The following is a 15,961-nucleotide window of genomic DNA, read 5'->3' as shown; positions in this document are numbered from 1 at the left end:
GTGAAGGGATAAAGTTGAAATTAATCCAATATTAAGAAACCGACTTGTGCATTACTTTTGCTAGGATTTTTAGTAAAATAAAGATATTAATTAGTGTTTGTAAAAAAGGACAAAATATGGAAAAGAATCAAATTATCAAACTTGAAATTACAGATTTATCATATGAAGCTATGGGAGTAGCTCATTATGAGGGCATGACGGTATTTGTCAACAATGCCTTACCGGGTGAAGCGGTTGAAGCCAAGATTTTAAAAGTCAAAAAGCACTTTGCTTTTGCTAAAATCGAGCAAATCATTAAGGAAAGCCCTGACCGGGTTAATATTAAGCTAAACCAGTGGGTTCAAACTGGCTTAGCTTCTTTAGCACACATCAAATACGATAAGCAGCTGGAGTTTAAACGTAATCAAGTAGTAAATTTACTGCAAAAAGCACATTTGGATGATGTAAAAGTGGGCGAGACCCTGCCTAGTCCTGAAGAAACGGGCTACCGTAACAAGGCACAGGTCCCAGTGCGTGAAGTTAAAGGCCAGCTTGAAATTGGCTTTTTCAGAAAACATTCACACGACTTAGTGCCTCTGACCAATTTCTTTACTACTGATCCTGAAATTGACCGCGTTTTAGTCGCTGTGAGTGACATTTTAAGACAATATCATGTCCCAGCATACGATGAAATTCATAATCAAGGTGAAATCAGGTACCTGGATATTCGTCGGAGCAAGGCTACCGGTGAAATCATGGTCATCTTGGTTTGCCTGCACAAGGATTTTCCGCAACTACCTAAAGTAGCAGAGGCAATTAAACAAATCGATGGCGTAACTAGCCTAGTCTTGAACTATAACCCGAAGAAGACCAACGTTATTTTAGGTAAAGTTGATTACTTAATCTTTGGTAAGCCACAAATTACAGATCAAATTGGTGATGTTAAGTTTAAGATTTCCCCTGAAAGTTTCTTTCAAATTAATTCACTGCAAACTCCCCGCTTATATGATTTAGCTATTAGAAAAGCTGATTTACAGCCTGATGATATCGTAATTGATGCTTATTCTGGTATTGGAACCATTGGTTTAAGTGTTGCCAAACACGTTAAATCTGTTCGTGGAATTGAAAGCGTGTCTGACGCGGTGAAAGATGCCAATAATAATGCTAAGTTGAATGGTATCAATAATGCGAAATACGTGACTGGTAAAGCTGAAGAAGTGATGCCAAGATGGGCTGCTAGGGGGATGAAAGCTGATGTCATCTTTGTCGACCCACCACGCAAAGGATTAACATCAGAATTTATTGAAGCAGCAGTAAAAACTAGTCCAAAGAAGATTGTTTATATTTCATGCAATCCTGCAACTATGATTCGTGATTTGCAAGAATTTATGAATGGAGGCTACACCTTTAGTCAAATCGATCCTGTTGATATGTTTCCACAAACGCCACATGTTGAAGCGGTGACGGTGTTGGAACGGGCTAGGAAATAAATACTAAATTTCTATGTAAAGACAATTTTATATAGAATAAAAGCGTGCTAATTCCTATTTTAAAGATTAGAATTAGAACGCTTTTTGTTTTCGGAGCTATACCGCAGTCTTTTCTCGATGAAACCATAACTACAGATTGTTTATACTTTAATTAAAAAGTTTTCACTAGTTTGTTCAGCTGTCTAACAAACAAGAGAAATTTGTACCAGATAATTAATTTTTGAGTGATATTTTGTTGGTGTGAAAAGTTTATTAGCAAAATTCACTGAATCAAATTCTTGGCACTGATCAAAAATTTTATTAAAGTATTTGTAAAAAGTAAGACGTAAAACAAAAGGGAGGAATAGTTATGGACTGCGTTTTTACTGGTAAAGTTTCACAAAAAGGACAAGTTGTTATTCCAGCACCAATCAGGAAAGCTTTAGGTTTGAAAAAGGGAAGCAAAGTGTTATTCGAGTTAAATAATGGTGAAATTACTATCAAAAAATTACCAACGGCATTAGATTGGGCTAGTTTGGTTAAGCAAATTCCAGTTGAAGATGTCAAATTCGATAAAAATGGTTATTTAGATCCTAAAAAATCACCGGATTTCCATGACTGGATGGTTAATGGCTAATAGAGTCAGGGGAATGAATGACTTTTGCAAGTATACTTAAAAAACATTGAACGTTTGAAAAATTTCTATCAAAGTGATTATTACAGTTGGTTGGAAACTAATGATCCTAAAATGGTCAAAAATGTTGAAGATACTCTATATGAAGATCCAGATAATTGTGATGTTGAATTATACAAAGATCTAGCTCTTAAATATAATTTAGAGCGCAAGAAATGGAATTTATTTGTTGGCGTCAATAAGCAAAAGATAAAAATGTCTGCAGATATTATTTGTGGTATTAAAAGTTTAAAAAATTTAGGGTTAACTACGCCAGAATTTTTATCAAATTATGCCAAAATCAGATCAAGTATAAAGTTACATTTCATATGGCCCCAGCATAAAGTTCCGACAATAAATACTTATCGCTATCAAATTTATCACGATCGCATTGATTACTTGTTATATGATTTGAAACATTATTTTATGGGTAAAGAAACACCGATGCAAAAAGCCTATCAAAATAATAATACTAAGATTTGGCTTAAAGCTTTTAACAATGATTTCCCAAAATTTATTCAGGCAATGCACTTCGAAGATTTTGTTAATGAAAATTATGATGTGTTAGATATTGAATTTGGACAAAGAAAAACTGTTAATGGTGATTTACAGCAACTTAAGAGTAAAGGTAAGAATAAAAACGCTCAAAGACAATACATGAAACAGCTGTTAGCTTTGGACAAGTTATTTTAATAAAATTAGTTTCATTCGTTTGTTGCGAAATAGTATTTAGTAATAAAATTTAGTTAGGAAGAATTTATTATTAATAAAACTATGTATGTAAATACTTGAAAAAGCAGGACAAATGAAAATGAATAAATGGCAAGAAGAATGGGCCTACAATAAATATTGGGTAATGGCTCATTCGCAACAGTGCTATGAGCAGATTAGGCTGCTGGCTAAAGACAACGAATGGTCGGAACAAAAGAATATTGAATTCAAGGACTTATTAGAAAAAGCAGCTAGTCAAACCCCAACAGTTAAAACTTTAACTAACGCTTATCAGCATGTCTGGGGCTACTTTAAGAAAATGTGTACACCAGAGGAAAAACAAACATATTTACATTTATTGCAAGAATTATCGCCACAAGACGATAAATTGGGTCCATTTTTAAGTCGTTTAGCTGAAAAGTATCAAGTTTCTTATTTACTAAATTCACGTTTAATTCAGGAGAATAAAGAAAAATCATGAGATTATGGCATCAAGACTTAATTTGGCGTTTGCCTAGGCAACAATTATTGGGGCAACACCGCGAAATTGCTGCTTTGCGCGGACGTGGCTGGGGCAAGCCCCATGCTACTGTTAACTATGTTTTTCAACATTCACCTTACAAATTGTATCAATTTCATTTGTTAGTATTAGCTGAAATGCAACGTCGTCATTATCATCCAGATCTTAAATGGTTTGATCCATATTATAGAGGACAATATTGTTCTAAGTACGAAAGTTTACCAGCTATTCCGTGGACTGATCCAATTTATCCAGAACATGATGAGGCTTATTTACAAAGTTGTTTGGATAATTTGCACCAAAAAGGAATTGATTTGTATTAAGTTCGGTTTGTTAAAAAGCAGAAGATTGACATTGAATGAAGACATTCTCCTAAATTTCTTTTTAAGAAACGTAAGAAAAAAGTTGAGCACTTTGATATGAATGCTCAACTTTTTTGACATTGTAATTAGATTACTCTTTTTTGATTTTATGATTAATATTTGCAATTTCCTTTGCAATTTTATGGTAATTATAATACCAGCAAATTAAGTAGATGATGACAAAAATCACAGTAAATTTTGTGAAGTTAATCAAGTCTAACGAAACCCAACCAGCTAAAAGGGCCAAAAAAACAAACCCAAAATAGTAGGTGAAGAAATTTATAACTGTTTTCTTTAATAATGACCAATGGTTAATAGTGAAGATAAAACTGCCAAAACCGAAAAATATTCCAGTGACCGCCCAAAGAATAATTGAAGCGGTAAAAGCATTAAGCAAATTGCTAAAGTTTGTCGTAAAAGATGGACTGGATGGAACATAAACTGAGCTATGTGATGCGTAACTGCAAAAGATAGAAATCATTAAGCCAATGAAGATGCCTTCAGTAGCAAAAGTAAACAAATAATTGATAAATCTCTTGGTGTTTTTCATATTCCTAACCTCTCTTTCAGGTTCTTAATATTTCTTCTAGATATCTGCACTCTATGATTATTAGTCAAAACTACATCAATTAACCCATTATTAAGTAATTCAAGGTGATCGATGTGTTGATAATTAAATATAGCGCTGCGTGAAGCTTCAATAAAATATTTCGGTAGATCTGTTTTCAAATTTGATAAACGATCATTATATATAAGCTGCTGCTTTTCTGTATAAACATTAATATCTCTATTAGCAACTTCAAGTGAATAAATATCTTCAAAATTAATCGGATAAATTTGAGATTGATAATGGCACCATAAAGAATTTTCAGACTGCGATAATTTTTGCAAAAGTTCATTAATTGCTGGTGTCATTTTTTTGATCCATAATTCACCGTGCTCTTCACTAATATTAGGATCGATGTGACAATTAATTTTCATTCCTGGCGCTCCTTTCTGTTAGTAAGTATAGTAGATGAATTCAACTTTTATCCCAGGATACTGCAAATGGTGAAATAAATGACATTAATGGTTACAAAATTTGTCTTTCTGGTTGAAATTTAGCTTTTATAATTAAAAGAGAGTTTGAGTGTATGAATATACTAAAGTATAATTTAAAAGAAAAGGTGTTTTACTTAAAAGGATGAAGATGATGCAAGAAATTAATGAATTAAGGTTAGATTGTGCAATTAAACAAAAAGAGGACTACATATAATACTAGCTTCAATTTTTATTTGGCTAGTCATTTTAATTGTTCAATTTTATATAATTCTAACAAATAAACTTTCATTTAAAGCAGATTTTTCTGTTGATGTAAGAATTATCAGAGCAGGTAAATTAAGTCAGTTTAAAAGTAATATTGAAAACATATTAACGGGTTAGCAAACTATGATTTATATGATATTGACTCTGAAATTTTAAATCAGAATTATCTTGACATAGGTTTTTTAGAAAAAGACTATAGTGAAGATTATTACCACAGAAAAAGATAAATTTAGTTAGAATAGAAAATGTGGAAAATAGATGACAAAAAATAGACCCGATGCAATAGTATTTCTTCTGAAATACGTTAAAAACAAGTCGAAATATATCAAAGATTTTAAAAACGGCAATTTATATTTTACAAAATTACAGTATTTTAATGATTTAGAGAATAAGGAAAACAATGATAAGACGGGCGATAAAAATGAAAGTAAATTTCATTGGGAGATTAATGATTTAAAGTCTCTAACTATAGCTGGTCACAAGGTAAACCCAGAAGACATTACTAAAATTTCTTTGGATCTTGAAATGAATTCCATTGATAAGGATAACTGTGGAATTTGTAGTTTCTTTGCGGTTTATTTTAGAGATTTAGAAAAAGACAAAGATAATGAGAATGTGTATCGAATTAAACCTAAAGTTAAAGAAGATCTTCAAAAATTAAAAGATGGTGATAGGAAACTATTTGTCGTTAAAAATGTAAAAGGTTTAATTAGAGAGAGTAACGAATACCAAATAGAACATGGTTCAGTCATTTATTATGATCCTAATAATTATGAAATAAATAAAGTTTCGACGAATCACCTTATGTTTTACAAAGCTAATAAGTATAAATATCAACATGAATATCGATTTGTTAAAAAAGATATTGGAAAAGGTAATTTGGTACATTTCAATTCTTTAGAAAAAGATATTCTTGAGATAAAATTTAAAATAAAGGAAAATTAATACAAAATATCATGCTCTATAGTTTATTGAATGAATGTTTAAAAAATAACCGTTCATAAAATTTATAATTAAACCATGTTATTAAAATTCGTTATTTAGGAGAATAGTTTTGTCAGAAGATTTAATTAAAGACCCTGTAATTTTTGATACAAAATACGATGTAGAAAGTGCTAATGAACTTGAAAATAAAATTCATGATGAATATAAAAATAATAAATTAGCAGAAAAATTACTAATAGAATATCCAACTGTCTACATTATTAATTCAAAAATTTCGGGAAACAAGGAATATTCAGTTTATGTTGGTGAAACTAATGATATCCAAAGAAGAACGATTGAACATCTAGGTGAAGATCCTAAAGTTAGAGTCGACTTTGCAGATTTTAAACATTCAACTAATGCAAAAATGTATGTCATAGGGCAAGAGCATTTTAATAAATCTATGACATTGGATATTGAAAATAGGCTTATGCAATATCTAAGCAGTGTTTCAGCTGTTTCAAGACTAAATAATCGCCGTTTTAATGAACAGAATAAATATTATGATTCTGAAGAATTTGATGACCTATTTAAAAGGATATGGTCGGAGTTGCATAAAAAAGACGAGAATCTATTTCCTGATGCTGAAGACTTAAAAACAAAGGCTATTTTTAAATCTTCTCCATTTAATAAACTTACAAATGAACAACTTAAAGTTAAAACGGAAGTAATTTTTAAAATTGATCAGGCTTTAAGATCAACTACTAATCTTAATGAAGCAAAATTGATTTTGGTTGAAGGTAAAGCTGGAACTGGGAAAACTGTTTTGGTAAGCAATATTTTTTATGATTTGATTCATGAAGATAGATTAAATGACTCTTCAGTTAAGAAGAAGACAAATCATAATCACCACTTAAAGATAACGTTATTAGTAAACCAAAATGAGCAGTTAAAAGTTTATGAGGAAATTGCAGCTAAACTTTTTCCAAATGATTCGGATATTAAAGTATTAAAGCCATCAACTTTTATCAGAAAAACGACCAAGAGTAATAAAGATGATATTGTTATTATTGATGAAGCGCATTTGTTATTAACTCAAAAAAGCCAAGCCTATTATGGCCATGGTGACAAAATGATTGATGACATTTTGAAAAGAGCAAGAGTTGTGGTAGCTGTATTTGATCCACAACAAATTTTATCAATTGACTCAATAATTGATAATCGGTATTTAGAATCTTTAGTTGAAAAAACAGGTGGTGAAACTACATACTTAAAAGATCAATTAAGAATTGATGCTAATGATCAAACCATTGAATGGATTCACAGGCTAATTGACGAAGGAACAATAGAGCCAATCCCAACAGATAGAAAATATGAAATAAAAATATTTGATTCTCCAATGTTAATGCAAAACTCGATTGAACAAAAAAATCAATCCCAAGTTCATGGCATAAGTCGCATGGTTGCCACTTTTGATTGGAAATATTCCGGCGGTAAGGAAAAATTACCAGAGGGACAAAGGTATTGGGAAGTTAGGACTGGTAATTGGAGCATGCCTTGGAATTACGAAATTAATAGAAGAGACCATATAGAAAAAAGAATCAGATATAAAGATAAGGAAAATAATCTAAATAAATCTCGTTTAAGAACGGTAAAGTATTGCGATTTGCCTTGGGCTGAAAAAGACTATACTATTAATGAAATAGGATCTCTATACACGGTTCAGGGATTTGATCTTAACTATGTTGGAGTAGTTTTAGGTCCATCTGTGAAATATCGCAATGGTAAGATAATTCATGATTATCAAGGTAGTGAAAATAGAAAAGCAATAAATAAGAGAAATTCTAAGAAAAGCTATGCAAAAGAATTATTAAAAAATGAGTTTAACGTTCTAATGACTAGAGGAGTTCATGGTCTCTACATTTATGCTGTTGATCAAGAATTACAAGATGCATTAAAAGAAGCAGCAAAGAATAAATCTTAATTTAACTCATAATTAGTCATTAAAAAGCTCTAACCTATGAGTTAACCCAAGTTAATATTTTTTTACGATAAGTTAGATAAATAAAAAAATATAAGTCTGTACTGAACATCAAACAAAAGAACTAAGTAGCTAATAAACTGCTTAGTTCTTTTCATTTTAACTTGCTTTATGACATTCTTATCCTGGTTAGTAAATTATGGAAATTGACGTAGCCAAAAGTTATTCGCTTCATTTATTTAATTTTGCGATTATAGACCTCTATGTATCCGTTGGAATACTTCGAAGTTATTTCGTTGATTACTTCTCTTAAGATTATGCTTAAAAGTTAACTTAAAATCTAACCTTGACTATATTTATTTTCGACAGGATACTATTAGTATAGTTGGTTTAAATAAAGATAAGCATTTGAGTAGGAAAAAAATATGGAAAATAATTTAAGTAAAAATTTAAGAAACCTTGCTATCACAAAAAGATTAAACTTTTTAATTGGTTCTGGAGCTTCCTCTCCGGCAATCAGTTTGATGTCACAAGTAAAAGACCCGACCGCTGAAGAAATAGCAAATATACAGGTATCTGATAAAAATTTAAGTGATGAAGAAAAAGAAAAAATTGCAAAAAACGAAAGGTTGATTAAGGAAGTAAAAGAAGTTAGTAAAAGTTTGTTAAATAAAACTCTCGATGATACCCAAAAAAAGAAACTAGAAGAATTTAAAGATTTCATTAGAAGTATTTCTGTAATATTAAATTTTTCAAATTCCAGAGAAACACCTCGAGAAGCAAACATTTTTACTACAAATTATGATCTTTTTATCGAAAAAGCTGTTGATGAGGTATTAAAAGAAGAAGTTTCATTAGTTTTTAATGATGGTGCTAGGGGCTATTTTAATAGATTTTTGGATAGTTCAAATTTCAATAGAACAGTTTCTTATGAGGGATTAAATAATAATTATATTGATGAACTACCATCATTAACTTTAATTAAGCCGCATGGCTCTGTAAATTGGGAAAAAATCGGAGAAAGTGAGAATGCAAAAGTAATAATTAAAAATAAAGTCGTCGAAAGTCCCATGGTAGTTCCTCCAACTGGGAATGAGGGTAGAGATACTTTTATGGATAATCACTTTCACGATATGTTGCGAGTTTTCCAACTGGAACTGGACAAACCTGAGTCTGTTTTATTTATATTAGGATTTTCTTTTCAAGATGATCATATTGCCAGAATGATTCGAAGAGCATTAAGAAACAGAAGTTTAATTATTGAATGCTTTTGTTGGAAGAATGAAGATGAACAAAAATATAAGGAGAATTTGGGTTTTAATAGTCAGGGAATTCCTCATAATTTTAAATTTATTAAACCAAGTCAATTTGAGGATAAAGACAATCTGGAACTCAAAGATTTGACCAAAGTTTTGAGAGGAATTTTATAAATGGAATCTTTAGGAGTAATTGTAGCTGTTGATGGAGATATAGCTACAGTGGGTATGTATAATATGTCTAATGATTCTACTTTTCTTTGGGATGGAAATTTGTTAAATGGACCTAAAATAGGAGCTTTCCTCACCATTGAGCAAAATGACATTAGAATTATATCTACTGTTATTTCAGAAAAAGTCCAGGATCAACAAAATACAGTTAATAGTGAACAGTTTGATAATAGATATAGGAAAAATTCAATAAATAGAATTTTGATGTTAAAAACGCAAGGGGTAATTGACGAAAACAAATTTCAGCTTACGAGTCAATATGTTCCAATGGTTGGAAACAAGGTTGTGATTACAACTAAGGAAGATTTGAAAGCAATTTATGATGTTGATGATATAGGATCTACAATAAGTATTGGGAAATCAATTAGAGAGGGACAAGAAATAAATCTACCAATTAATGAATTTTTTGCTTCTCATATAGGCATTTTCGGTAATACTGGAAGTGGAAAATCAAATACTTTACATAAGCTTTACCTAAAGTTATTTAAATCTAAGTATAGCGAGAAAATTTTTAAAAAGTCTAGGTTTGTTGTAATTGATTTTAACGGAGAGTATACGCAAGATAAACAGTTTGGGGTAGAAAAAGAGCAAAAACGAATTTTTAGAATTAGTACACGAGGAAAAACAGATAAAATTCCGATAACTAAAGAATATTTTTTAGATCCCGAATTCTTATCTCTATTATTTAGTGCAAGAAAAGCAACTCAAGTACCATTCTTAAAGACTGCTATAAAGAAATTTAAAGAATTAAGCATGCCAAAGAAAAATCATGCAAATAAAGTGGTTTACACTGATAGCCAAAATTTTGCTGATTTAGAAGTTGGTTTACTAGTCTCGTTACTTAAGGACTATAAAAGAGTTGAATTAATATCAATTGAAGAATGGGTAAGTATAGCGAAAGATTTGGGGCTTGACTTGCCTATTCTTGATACGTTAGCTAACGCTAAGCAATACAATGCGTATGGTAATTCTAGAATATTTGAAGGAGAAATGAGTGAGCAACTAATTAATTCATCCATTCAGCAATCAAACGATATATTGTTTCAAGGTCAACTAACTGATAATGGAAAATGCAAGATAAAAAAATTAAAGACATTATTGGAATCATGTTATGAAAATAAATCTGATTTTGAAAAATTAAGTTACTTTTTAAAATTTGAAAAAGTTTATAAAACTGCTTGGAAATCAACAAATTCAGAATATATTAATCCTCTTTTTTCAAGAATTGAACAAACTTTGAATAGTCTAGAGCCGCTGATTGAACTAGTAAATAGTGGTATTGAAGTTGAGAAGGAGTTTAAGTGTTTAAATATAATTTCTTTAGTAAATACAAATCAAGAAATAAAACGACTAATTCCAATGATGGTTTCAAAAATGCTTTATGATATTCAAAAGAAAAGAATAAGTAATACAGAATCTATTGATTTTACTTGTCATCTAATTATAGATGAAGCTCATAACATTCTTAATTCTGAACATATAAAAAATGGTGACAATTGGCAAGATTATAGACTATCCGTATTCGAAGAAATCATAAAAGAAGGGAGGAAGTTCGGCTTTTATTTGACACTAGCAAGTCAAAGACCGGCTGACATATCTCCCACTATTATGTCTCAAATTCATAACTTTTTTATACACAGACTAGTGAATGATAATGATCTTGATATGCTAAGTCGGACTGTTCCAACATTAGATAAAAATTCATATAAAATGCTGCCCACTCTTGGAAAAGGTGAAGCACTAGTAACTGGTAATGCAATAAAAATACCCATGCTTTTAAAAGTGGATAAAGAAGAATCAATTAGACCTAAAAGCGACGATGTTAAACTTACAAAATTGTGGGAAAATTAAGGTTAAAATAATAGTAATTTAATGTTATCGCTCATGAAATAGATAAGTTTCGCAGCGCAATGGATAAATACAACGCGGAATTTGGTATTTTTATTACGAATTCTGATTTTACTCGCGGTGCAATTAAGACGGCACGTCAGGGCACAAGAATTATCACTTTGATTGATGGTGAGGAAATCTGTGACCTAGTGGCAAAGTACAATTATTACGTTGAACCGGTGACTACCTATAAGTTAAAATCATTTTATACTGATAAAGATTAAATTGTTTTAGCAGAGACTAAGTGCTGGTTATTAATCTTTAAAGTACTTTCTACTTACAATTTATGAAGTAAGATTAAAAATAGCATCTTTTAAGAAAATAACATCAAATGAACAAAAACGAGACATTACATTACCTAGATCAACTTGGAATTAAATATGAGATAGTGGAGCATCCAGCCGTCTACAATATGGCAGAAATGGAGCAGATTGAACTGCCACACCCTGAAGCAGATGCTAAAAATCTGTTTGTGAGGGATGACAAGAAACGTGACTACTAACTTTTGACTATTAAGGGTAATAAACGTGTTAACCTCAAGCAATTTCAGGAGGAAAATGGCACACGCAGACTTAGTTTTGCTTCGCCGCAAGATTTAAAAGAAAAATTGGGCTTGGAATCGGGCTCAGTCACACCTTTGGGGTTGTTAAATGATTCTCACCACGAAATCCCCTTTTACTTAGATTCATATTTTAGTGACCAGCCTAGAATCGCTATTCATCCCAACGATAATACAGCTACTATTTGGCTAGATCCGCAAGTTTTGCTTAAAGTCATAAAGGACTTGGGCAATCCCGTAAAAGTAGTGAAAATGTCGTCCAACCAATAACTGCTGAATATTAAGACGCAAATTAGCAATTTGCGTCTTTTTTATTTAAAGACATACAGACTATTTGTTTGTATATATTTATTAAATAAATACCATTAAATTATTAACAAAAGGTAAATATTTTTATTTGTGAATTTAATTGGTTAAATTATTTACTCTTTCATTGTAAAATCTTTTTCGTTGCCGTTAATCTCTGATCAGGACTATGATATTGCTTTAAATGCACAAAGAATTAAAGACCTGAACGCAGCTAATGATGGTAACAAAGCTGATGTTAAAAAAGTAGTTATACGTTTAACTGTGATAACGATTCAAAATATGTAACTTTATCTTGTATTATTTATAGTATCTTTCTTTCTTGTGTATAAACCTAAATTCTCAAAAAACTGTTGTTTAAGTTGGAATAAAAGATATTTATTTAGTCAATGATTTTTAATATAGATTTTAAGTCATTTATAGATAAATCTGCTAATATCTCATCACCGTTGAAATAAAATAGCAATTGATTGTAGCAAAAAGTTGAGGCTATATTTTATCCCCTTTCAGGAAAAAGGATTGTTAGTTAATCACTCGGGAAAAGCTGGTTAGGAACTAATTTTATAAAAAACGCATATGAGTAGGGATAGATTAATTATTAGCATTCTGACTGAACATCAAAATAGGAGTATTAATAACTAATTTTAAAATCGTATTTGGAGGTGCGGACAGTAAAGGAGTTATTAATTACTTAGCAATAAACTAAATAAAAGCAATATCATCATGTTAAACGAGACTATGATTTTAAAAGCATCAGTAAAGCATGACTAAAACGAAAAGTCGTTTTAGCGAATAATTTTTACTGCTCTTTAGTGAAGCTATTTATGCTATACCCCCCGAAGAGTACCGCCTAATCTTTATTTTTCTTTTATGGAGTTGACATAATTAAGAAAAAATGATAGATTAAAAGTCAATTAAATAGCAAACATCTTGCAAAGCAGAGTAACTATTTTATTACTAATAAAGAGAGCTGATATTTGGGTGAAAGTCAGCTAGCGATATGTAGTGAACATGGGCTTCTAATTGATGTCTATTGGTGATAATCAGCCAATAGCGGAGTTGCATCCGTTATCTTTGCAAGCTATTGTTTGATAGTTAATGAGGTTTATTACGTGAGTAATAAATGAATAAAAGGTGGTAACGCGAGCACTCGTCCTTAAGTAGAAAAGGATGAGTGCTTTTTTTATACAAAAATATGGAGGTTTTTAGATGACTAAAACTGCTTATACTAACGTTAATTTGTTTAACGGGATTGATGACAAAATTCAATCTAATACCACGTTGGTGGTTGATGATGAAAGTGGCAAGATTACCAAAATAGGTGAGGGTATTGCACCTGAGGCTGATCAGACGGTAGATTTACACAATAAATATGTGATTCCTGGTCTAATTAATTGCCATACACATATTATTATGGATCCCTTAACCCCTGATGGTGGTAGTGAAAGTGATGTAGTTTCTTCAACTGTGCGTGCAGTAAAACATTTGCATGATTTATTAAAATCTGGTGTTACCTATATTCGTGAATGTGGCAGCACTTATAATATCGATATTGCCCTTAATAATTTAATTAAGAAAAATAAGTTAACCAAAGTCCCAGAAATCGTGCCTGCAGGTCACCCGTTTTCTATGACGGGGGGACACGGTGATTTGCCTAATTTTGGTGTGCTGGTCGATTCACCAGATGAAATGCGCAAAGCTGTGCGCCAGGGAATTAAGGCCGGTGCCAAAGCGATTAAAGTCATGGCCACAGGTGGCGTAATGACTGAAAACGATTCTCTTGATGATCCTCAATTAAGTGAAGCTGAGATGCATGTTGCTGTTGAAGAAGCCCACCACAAGGGTTTAACTGTGGCCGCACATGCGGAAGGCAACCCGGGAATTTTGAATGCGATTAAGGCCGGCGTTGACAGCATTGAGCACGGCTTCTACGTTAATGATGAAGAAATTAAGCTGATGATTGAAAAAGGAACATATTTGACGCCAACAATAGTTGGAGCTTGGGCATTCATCGAATATGCTCCCGGCAAAATTCCAGACTGGGAAATGAATAAAATAGCTGCAGCTTGGAAAGACTTGCGCGGCAACATTACTAAGGCCAAAAATGCTGGTGTCAAAATTACTCTAGGTACTGATGCCGGCACACCATTTAATGACTTCACGATGACTCCGCAAGAATTACCTTTACTGGTAGAACAAGGTTTTACTAATTTTGAAGCTTTAGAAACCAGTTATAATTCTGCTAAGCTACTAAAAATAGATAAAGAATATGGTTCTTTAGAAGAAGGCAAATACGCTGACTTTTTGGTACTGGATGAAAACCCACTAGAAAAAATTAGCGCGGTTGTCCAAAAGGATAAGGCTGTTTATAAAAAGGGTAAGAGAGCTTACTAAACATCAGCAAATTATTTTTAATTCTGAACAACCGTTCTACAATAAAAGAAGCTACTGTAAAAGCGGCTTCTTTTTATTTTTGGAGCAGAAAAATGAATCAAAATTTTTAGACTTCATGAATTATGAGGGACCTGTCACCATTGTTACTATTAATGCAAAACCTGCTAGCGTAGTGAACAGTTGGATGTCCTATGTTAAAATCGACAGGAAAAAGTACTGGCTATATATTCCAGCTTATTTTTAAATAAAAATTATTAATCACTCTTTTTTAAAATTTATCTTTAATTTTATCCTAATTTTAGATACAATAAGAGATATAATTTTTTATCCAAAAGGAGGATTAATAATGAAAGCTTTACTTTACAATATGACCCCGGAGCAGCAGGTCTATGTAGATAAGTGGAACCAAAATCATCCGGAAGATGATTTAGTAACCACTGATGACAAGCTTGATGCTAAGACTGTGGAGATGGCGCAAGGTTATGATGTTGTCAGCGTTTTGCAGGTCTTTGACATAGATGAGGAAGAGGTCTATCGTAAATTGAGCTCATATGGTATCAAACAGATTGCCTTAAGGTCTGTGGGTTATAATATTATCAATTTTGACTTTGTTCATAAATATCATATGATCGTTACTAATACACCAGCTTATTCTCCCCGTGCAGTGGCTGAAAATACTTTGACTTCTGCAATGTACTTGTTAAGAAAATGGGGTCCTATTTTAAACAATGAAAAGGAACACCTTAACTTTGTTCGTGAAGAGAACTTAATGAGTGACGAGATCTATAACCAGACAGTGGGTATTATTGGTGTTGGACGTATCGGTTCTTGTGTTGCAGAAATGTTTCATGCCTTGGGCGCTAAAGTGATTGGCTATGACTTGGTTGAAAATCCTGCTAATGAGGCATTTTTAGAGTATGCAGACTTTGATACTGTAGTTAAAAATGCTGATATTTTGACCTTGCATACACCTTTAGAACCTTCAATGGCAGATATGATTAGTGCCAAGCAATTTAAAGAAATGAAGAATACTGCATATTTGATTAATGCGGCTAGAGGTCCTCTGGTTAACACACAGGATCTAATTGCAGCGCTCAAGAATAAAGAAATTGCTGGTGCTTCATTGGATGTTATGACTGGTGAAGAAGCAATTGTCATGAAAAAATTTAAGGATATTTCCGAATTGCCAGTTGAGTACCAGGAATTAGCTAAAATGCCTAACGTAGTCTTTACGCCTCACTCCGCGTACTACACGAAGACTTCCGTCAAAAACATGATTGAACACAGTATGACAGACGTTAAACGAGTATTAAATGGTCAAAAACCAGTTTACTTAGTTGAAGAATAGCTCATAGTTTATTTTTAGTTTAAAAGTTGACCGACCGTAAAGCCGGTCACTTT

Annotated in this window: 15 protein-coding genes, 2 pseudogenes and 1 other annotated feature; of the genes and pseudogenes, 15 read left to right on the top strand and 2 right to left on the bottom strand. The window is 31.9% G+C overall.

What is annotated here, in order from left to right; translation table 11 throughout:
• The first annotated feature begins 116 nt into the window (after positions 1-116).
• From rlmD to ACFQ32_RS04810, 5 genes are all read left to right on the top strand, one after another.
• The gene (gene rlmD / locus ACFQ32_RS04830) at positions 117-1,469 is read left to right on the top strand and encodes a 23S rRNA (uracil(1939)-C(5))-methyltransferase RlmD (protein WP_046324532.1); all 1,353 of its coding nucleotides are present in this window, start codon (positions 117-119) and stop codon (positions 1,467-1,469) included.
• Positions 1,470-1,818: 349 nt separating this feature from the next.
• Positions 1,819-2,085, top strand: coding sequence for an AbrB/MazE/SpoVT family DNA-binding domain-containing protein (locus tag ACFQ32_RS04825; RefSeq protein WP_046324533.1), 267 nt, complete (start codon positions 1,819-1,821; stop codon positions 2,083-2,085).
• A gap of 24 nt (positions 2,086-2,109) precedes the next feature.
• Positions 2,110-2,814 (top strand): DUF6994 family protein, encoded by a 705-nt coding sequence (locus tag ACFQ32_RS04820; protein ID WP_046324534.1) that lies wholly within the window; start codon positions 2,110-2,112, stop codon positions 2,812-2,814.
• Positions 2,815-2,932: 118 nt separating this feature from the next.
• Positions 2,933-3,313, top strand: a complete 381-nt coding sequence (locus ACFQ32_RS04815) for a YbgA family protein (protein WP_046324535.1) — start codon at positions 2,933-2,935, stop codon at positions 3,311-3,313.
• Positions 3,310-3,675: a TIGR02328 family protein gene (locus ACFQ32_RS04810; protein ID WP_046324536.1), complete on the top strand. Its 366-nt coding sequence runs from the start codon at positions 3,310-3,312 to the stop codon at positions 3,673-3,675. Before ACFQ32_RS04815 ends, ACFQ32_RS04810 begins: the two co-directional genes overlap by 4 nt.
• Positions 3,676-3,805: 130 nt before the next feature.
• On the opposite strand, the gene ACFQ32_RS04805 is transcribed toward ACFQ32_RS04810, so the two are convergent.
• A complete protein-coding gene (locus ACFQ32_RS04805; RefSeq protein ID WP_046324537.1) occupies positions 3,806-4,264 on the bottom strand; it encodes a DUF3021 domain-containing protein in 459 nt (152 codons plus the stop codon).
• Positions 4,261-4,695 carry a LytTR family DNA-binding domain-containing protein gene (locus ACFQ32_RS04800; protein ID WP_046324538.1) on the bottom strand — a complete coding sequence of 145 codons (435 nt, stop codon included), beginning with the start codon at positions 4,693-4,695 and terminating at the stop codon, positions 4,261-4,263. Before ACFQ32_RS04800 ends, ACFQ32_RS04805 begins: the two co-directional genes overlap by 4 nt.
• A 582-nt stretch (positions 4,696-5,277) precedes the next feature.
• On the opposite strand from ACFQ32_RS04800, the gene ACFQ32_RS04795 reads away from it, so the two are divergent.
• The 10 genes and pseudogenes from ACFQ32_RS04795 (at position 5,278) to ACFQ32_RS04750 (ending at position 15,908) form a co-directional block, all read left to right on the top strand.
• Positions 5,278-5,964, top strand: a complete 687-nt coding sequence (locus ACFQ32_RS04795; RefSeq protein ID WP_046324539.1) for a hypothetical protein — start codon at positions 5,278-5,280, stop codon at positions 5,962-5,964.
• A 109-nt stretch (positions 5,965-6,073) separates the two neighbouring features.
• A complete protein-coding gene (locus tag ACFQ32_RS04790; protein WP_084619525.1) occupies positions 6,074-7,927 on the top strand; it encodes a DUF2075 domain-containing protein in 1,854 nt (617 codons plus the stop codon).
• Between the two features lie 422 nt (positions 7,928-8,349).
• A complete protein-coding gene (locus ACFQ32_RS04785; protein WP_046324541.1) occupies positions 8,350-9,354 on the top strand; it encodes an SIR2 family protein in 1,005 nt (334 codons plus the stop codon).
• Positions 9,355-11,262 (top strand): ATP-binding protein, encoded by a 1,908-nt coding sequence (locus tag ACFQ32_RS04780; protein ID WP_046324542.1) that lies wholly within the window; start codon positions 9,355-9,357, stop codon positions 11,260-11,262.
• A 23-nt stretch (positions 11,263-11,285) separates the two neighbouring features.
• Positions 11,286-11,525: pseudogene (locus ACFQ32_RS04775) on the top strand (restriction endonuclease); the annotation flags it as partial.
• Between the two features lie 107 nt (positions 11,526-11,632).
• Positions 11,633-11,803 (top strand): hypothetical protein, encoded by a 171-nt coding sequence (locus ACFQ32_RS04770; protein WP_244885256.1) that lies wholly within the window; start codon positions 11,633-11,635, stop codon positions 11,801-11,803.
• A 3-nt stretch (positions 11,804-11,806) separates the two neighbouring features.
• Positions 11,807-12,130 carry a YbaK/EbsC family protein gene (locus tag ACFQ32_RS04765; RefSeq protein WP_244885257.1) on the top strand — a complete coding sequence of 108 codons (324 nt, stop codon included), beginning with the start codon at positions 11,807-11,809 and terminating at the stop codon, positions 12,128-12,130.
• Between the two features lie 957 nt (positions 12,131-13,087).
• Positions 13,088-13,327, top strand: a binding site (T-box leader).
• Positions 13,328-13,375: 48 nt separating this feature from the next.
• The gene (locus ACFQ32_RS04760; RefSeq protein WP_046324544.1) at positions 13,376-14,560 is read left to right on the top strand and encodes a metal-dependent hydrolase family protein; all 1,185 of its coding nucleotides are present in this window, start codon (positions 13,376-13,378) and stop codon (positions 14,558-14,560) included.
• Between the two features lie 115 nt (positions 14,561-14,675).
• Positions 14,676-14,795 (top strand): annotated as a pseudogene (locus ACFQ32_RS04755) (pyridoxamine 5'-phosphate oxidase family protein); the annotation flags it as partial.
• A 111-nt stretch (positions 14,796-14,906) separates the two neighbouring features.
• The gene (locus ACFQ32_RS04750) at positions 14,907-15,908 is read left to right on the top strand and encodes a D-2-hydroxyacid dehydrogenase (RefSeq protein ID WP_046324545.1); all 1,002 of its coding nucleotides are present in this window, start codon (positions 14,907-14,909) and stop codon (positions 15,906-15,908) included.
• Positions 15,909-15,961: the final 53 nt, after the last annotated feature.

It is taken from the genome of Lactobacillus melliventris (genome assembly GCF_042679465.1).
In the GTDB taxonomy this organism is placed as follows: Bacteria; Bacillota; Bacilli; order Lactobacillales; family Lactobacillaceae; genus Lactobacillus; species Lactobacillus melliventris.
Note: the sequence above shows the minus strand (reverse complement) of the source record. Positions and strands in the feature narration are given on the sequence as shown.

Excerpts from the sequence above, each read along its gene's own strand:
- rlmD (WP_046324532.1), top strand. The coding sequence starts at position 117 with ATGGAAAAGAATCAAATTATCAAACTTGAAATTACAGATTTATCATAT.
- ACFQ32_RS04825 (WP_046324533.1), top strand. The coding sequence starts at position 1,819 with ATGGACTGCGTTTTTACTGGTAAAGTTTCACAAAAAGGACAAGTTGTT.
- ACFQ32_RS04815 (WP_046324535.1), top strand. The coding sequence starts at position 2,933 with ATGAATAAATGGCAAGAAGAATGGGCCTACAATAAATATTGGGTAATG.
- ACFQ32_RS04810 (WP_046324536.1), top strand. The coding sequence starts at position 3,310 with ATGAGATTATGGCATCAAGACTTAATTTGGCGTTTGCCTAGGCAACAA.
- ACFQ32_RS04805 (WP_046324537.1), bottom strand. The coding sequence starts at position 4,264 with ATGAAAAACACCAAGAGATTTATCAATTATTTGTTTACTTTTGCTACT.
- ACFQ32_RS04800 (WP_046324538.1), bottom strand. The coding sequence starts at position 4,695 with ATGAAAATTAATTGTCACATCGATCCTAATATTAGTGAAGAGCACGGT.
- ACFQ32_RS04795 (WP_046324539.1), top strand. The coding sequence starts at position 5,278 with ATGACAAAAAATAGACCCGATGCAATAGTATTTCTTCTGAAATACGTT.
- ACFQ32_RS04785 (WP_046324541.1), top strand. The coding sequence starts at position 8,350 with ATGGAAAATAATTTAAGTAAAAATTTAAGAAACCTTGCTATCACAAAA.
- ACFQ32_RS04780 (WP_046324542.1), top strand. The coding sequence starts at position 9,355 with ATGGAATCTTTAGGAGTAATTGTAGCTGTTGATGGAGATATAGCTACA.
- ACFQ32_RS04770 (WP_244885256.1), top strand. The coding sequence starts at position 11,633 with ATGAACAAAAACGAGACATTACATTACCTAGATCAACTTGGAATTAAA.
- ACFQ32_RS04760 (WP_046324544.1), top strand. The coding sequence starts at position 13,376 with ATGACTAAAACTGCTTATACTAACGTTAATTTGTTTAACGGGATTGAT.
- ACFQ32_RS04750 (WP_046324545.1), top strand. The coding sequence starts at position 14,907 with ATGAAAGCTTTACTTTACAATATGACCCCGGAGCAGCAGGTCTATGTA.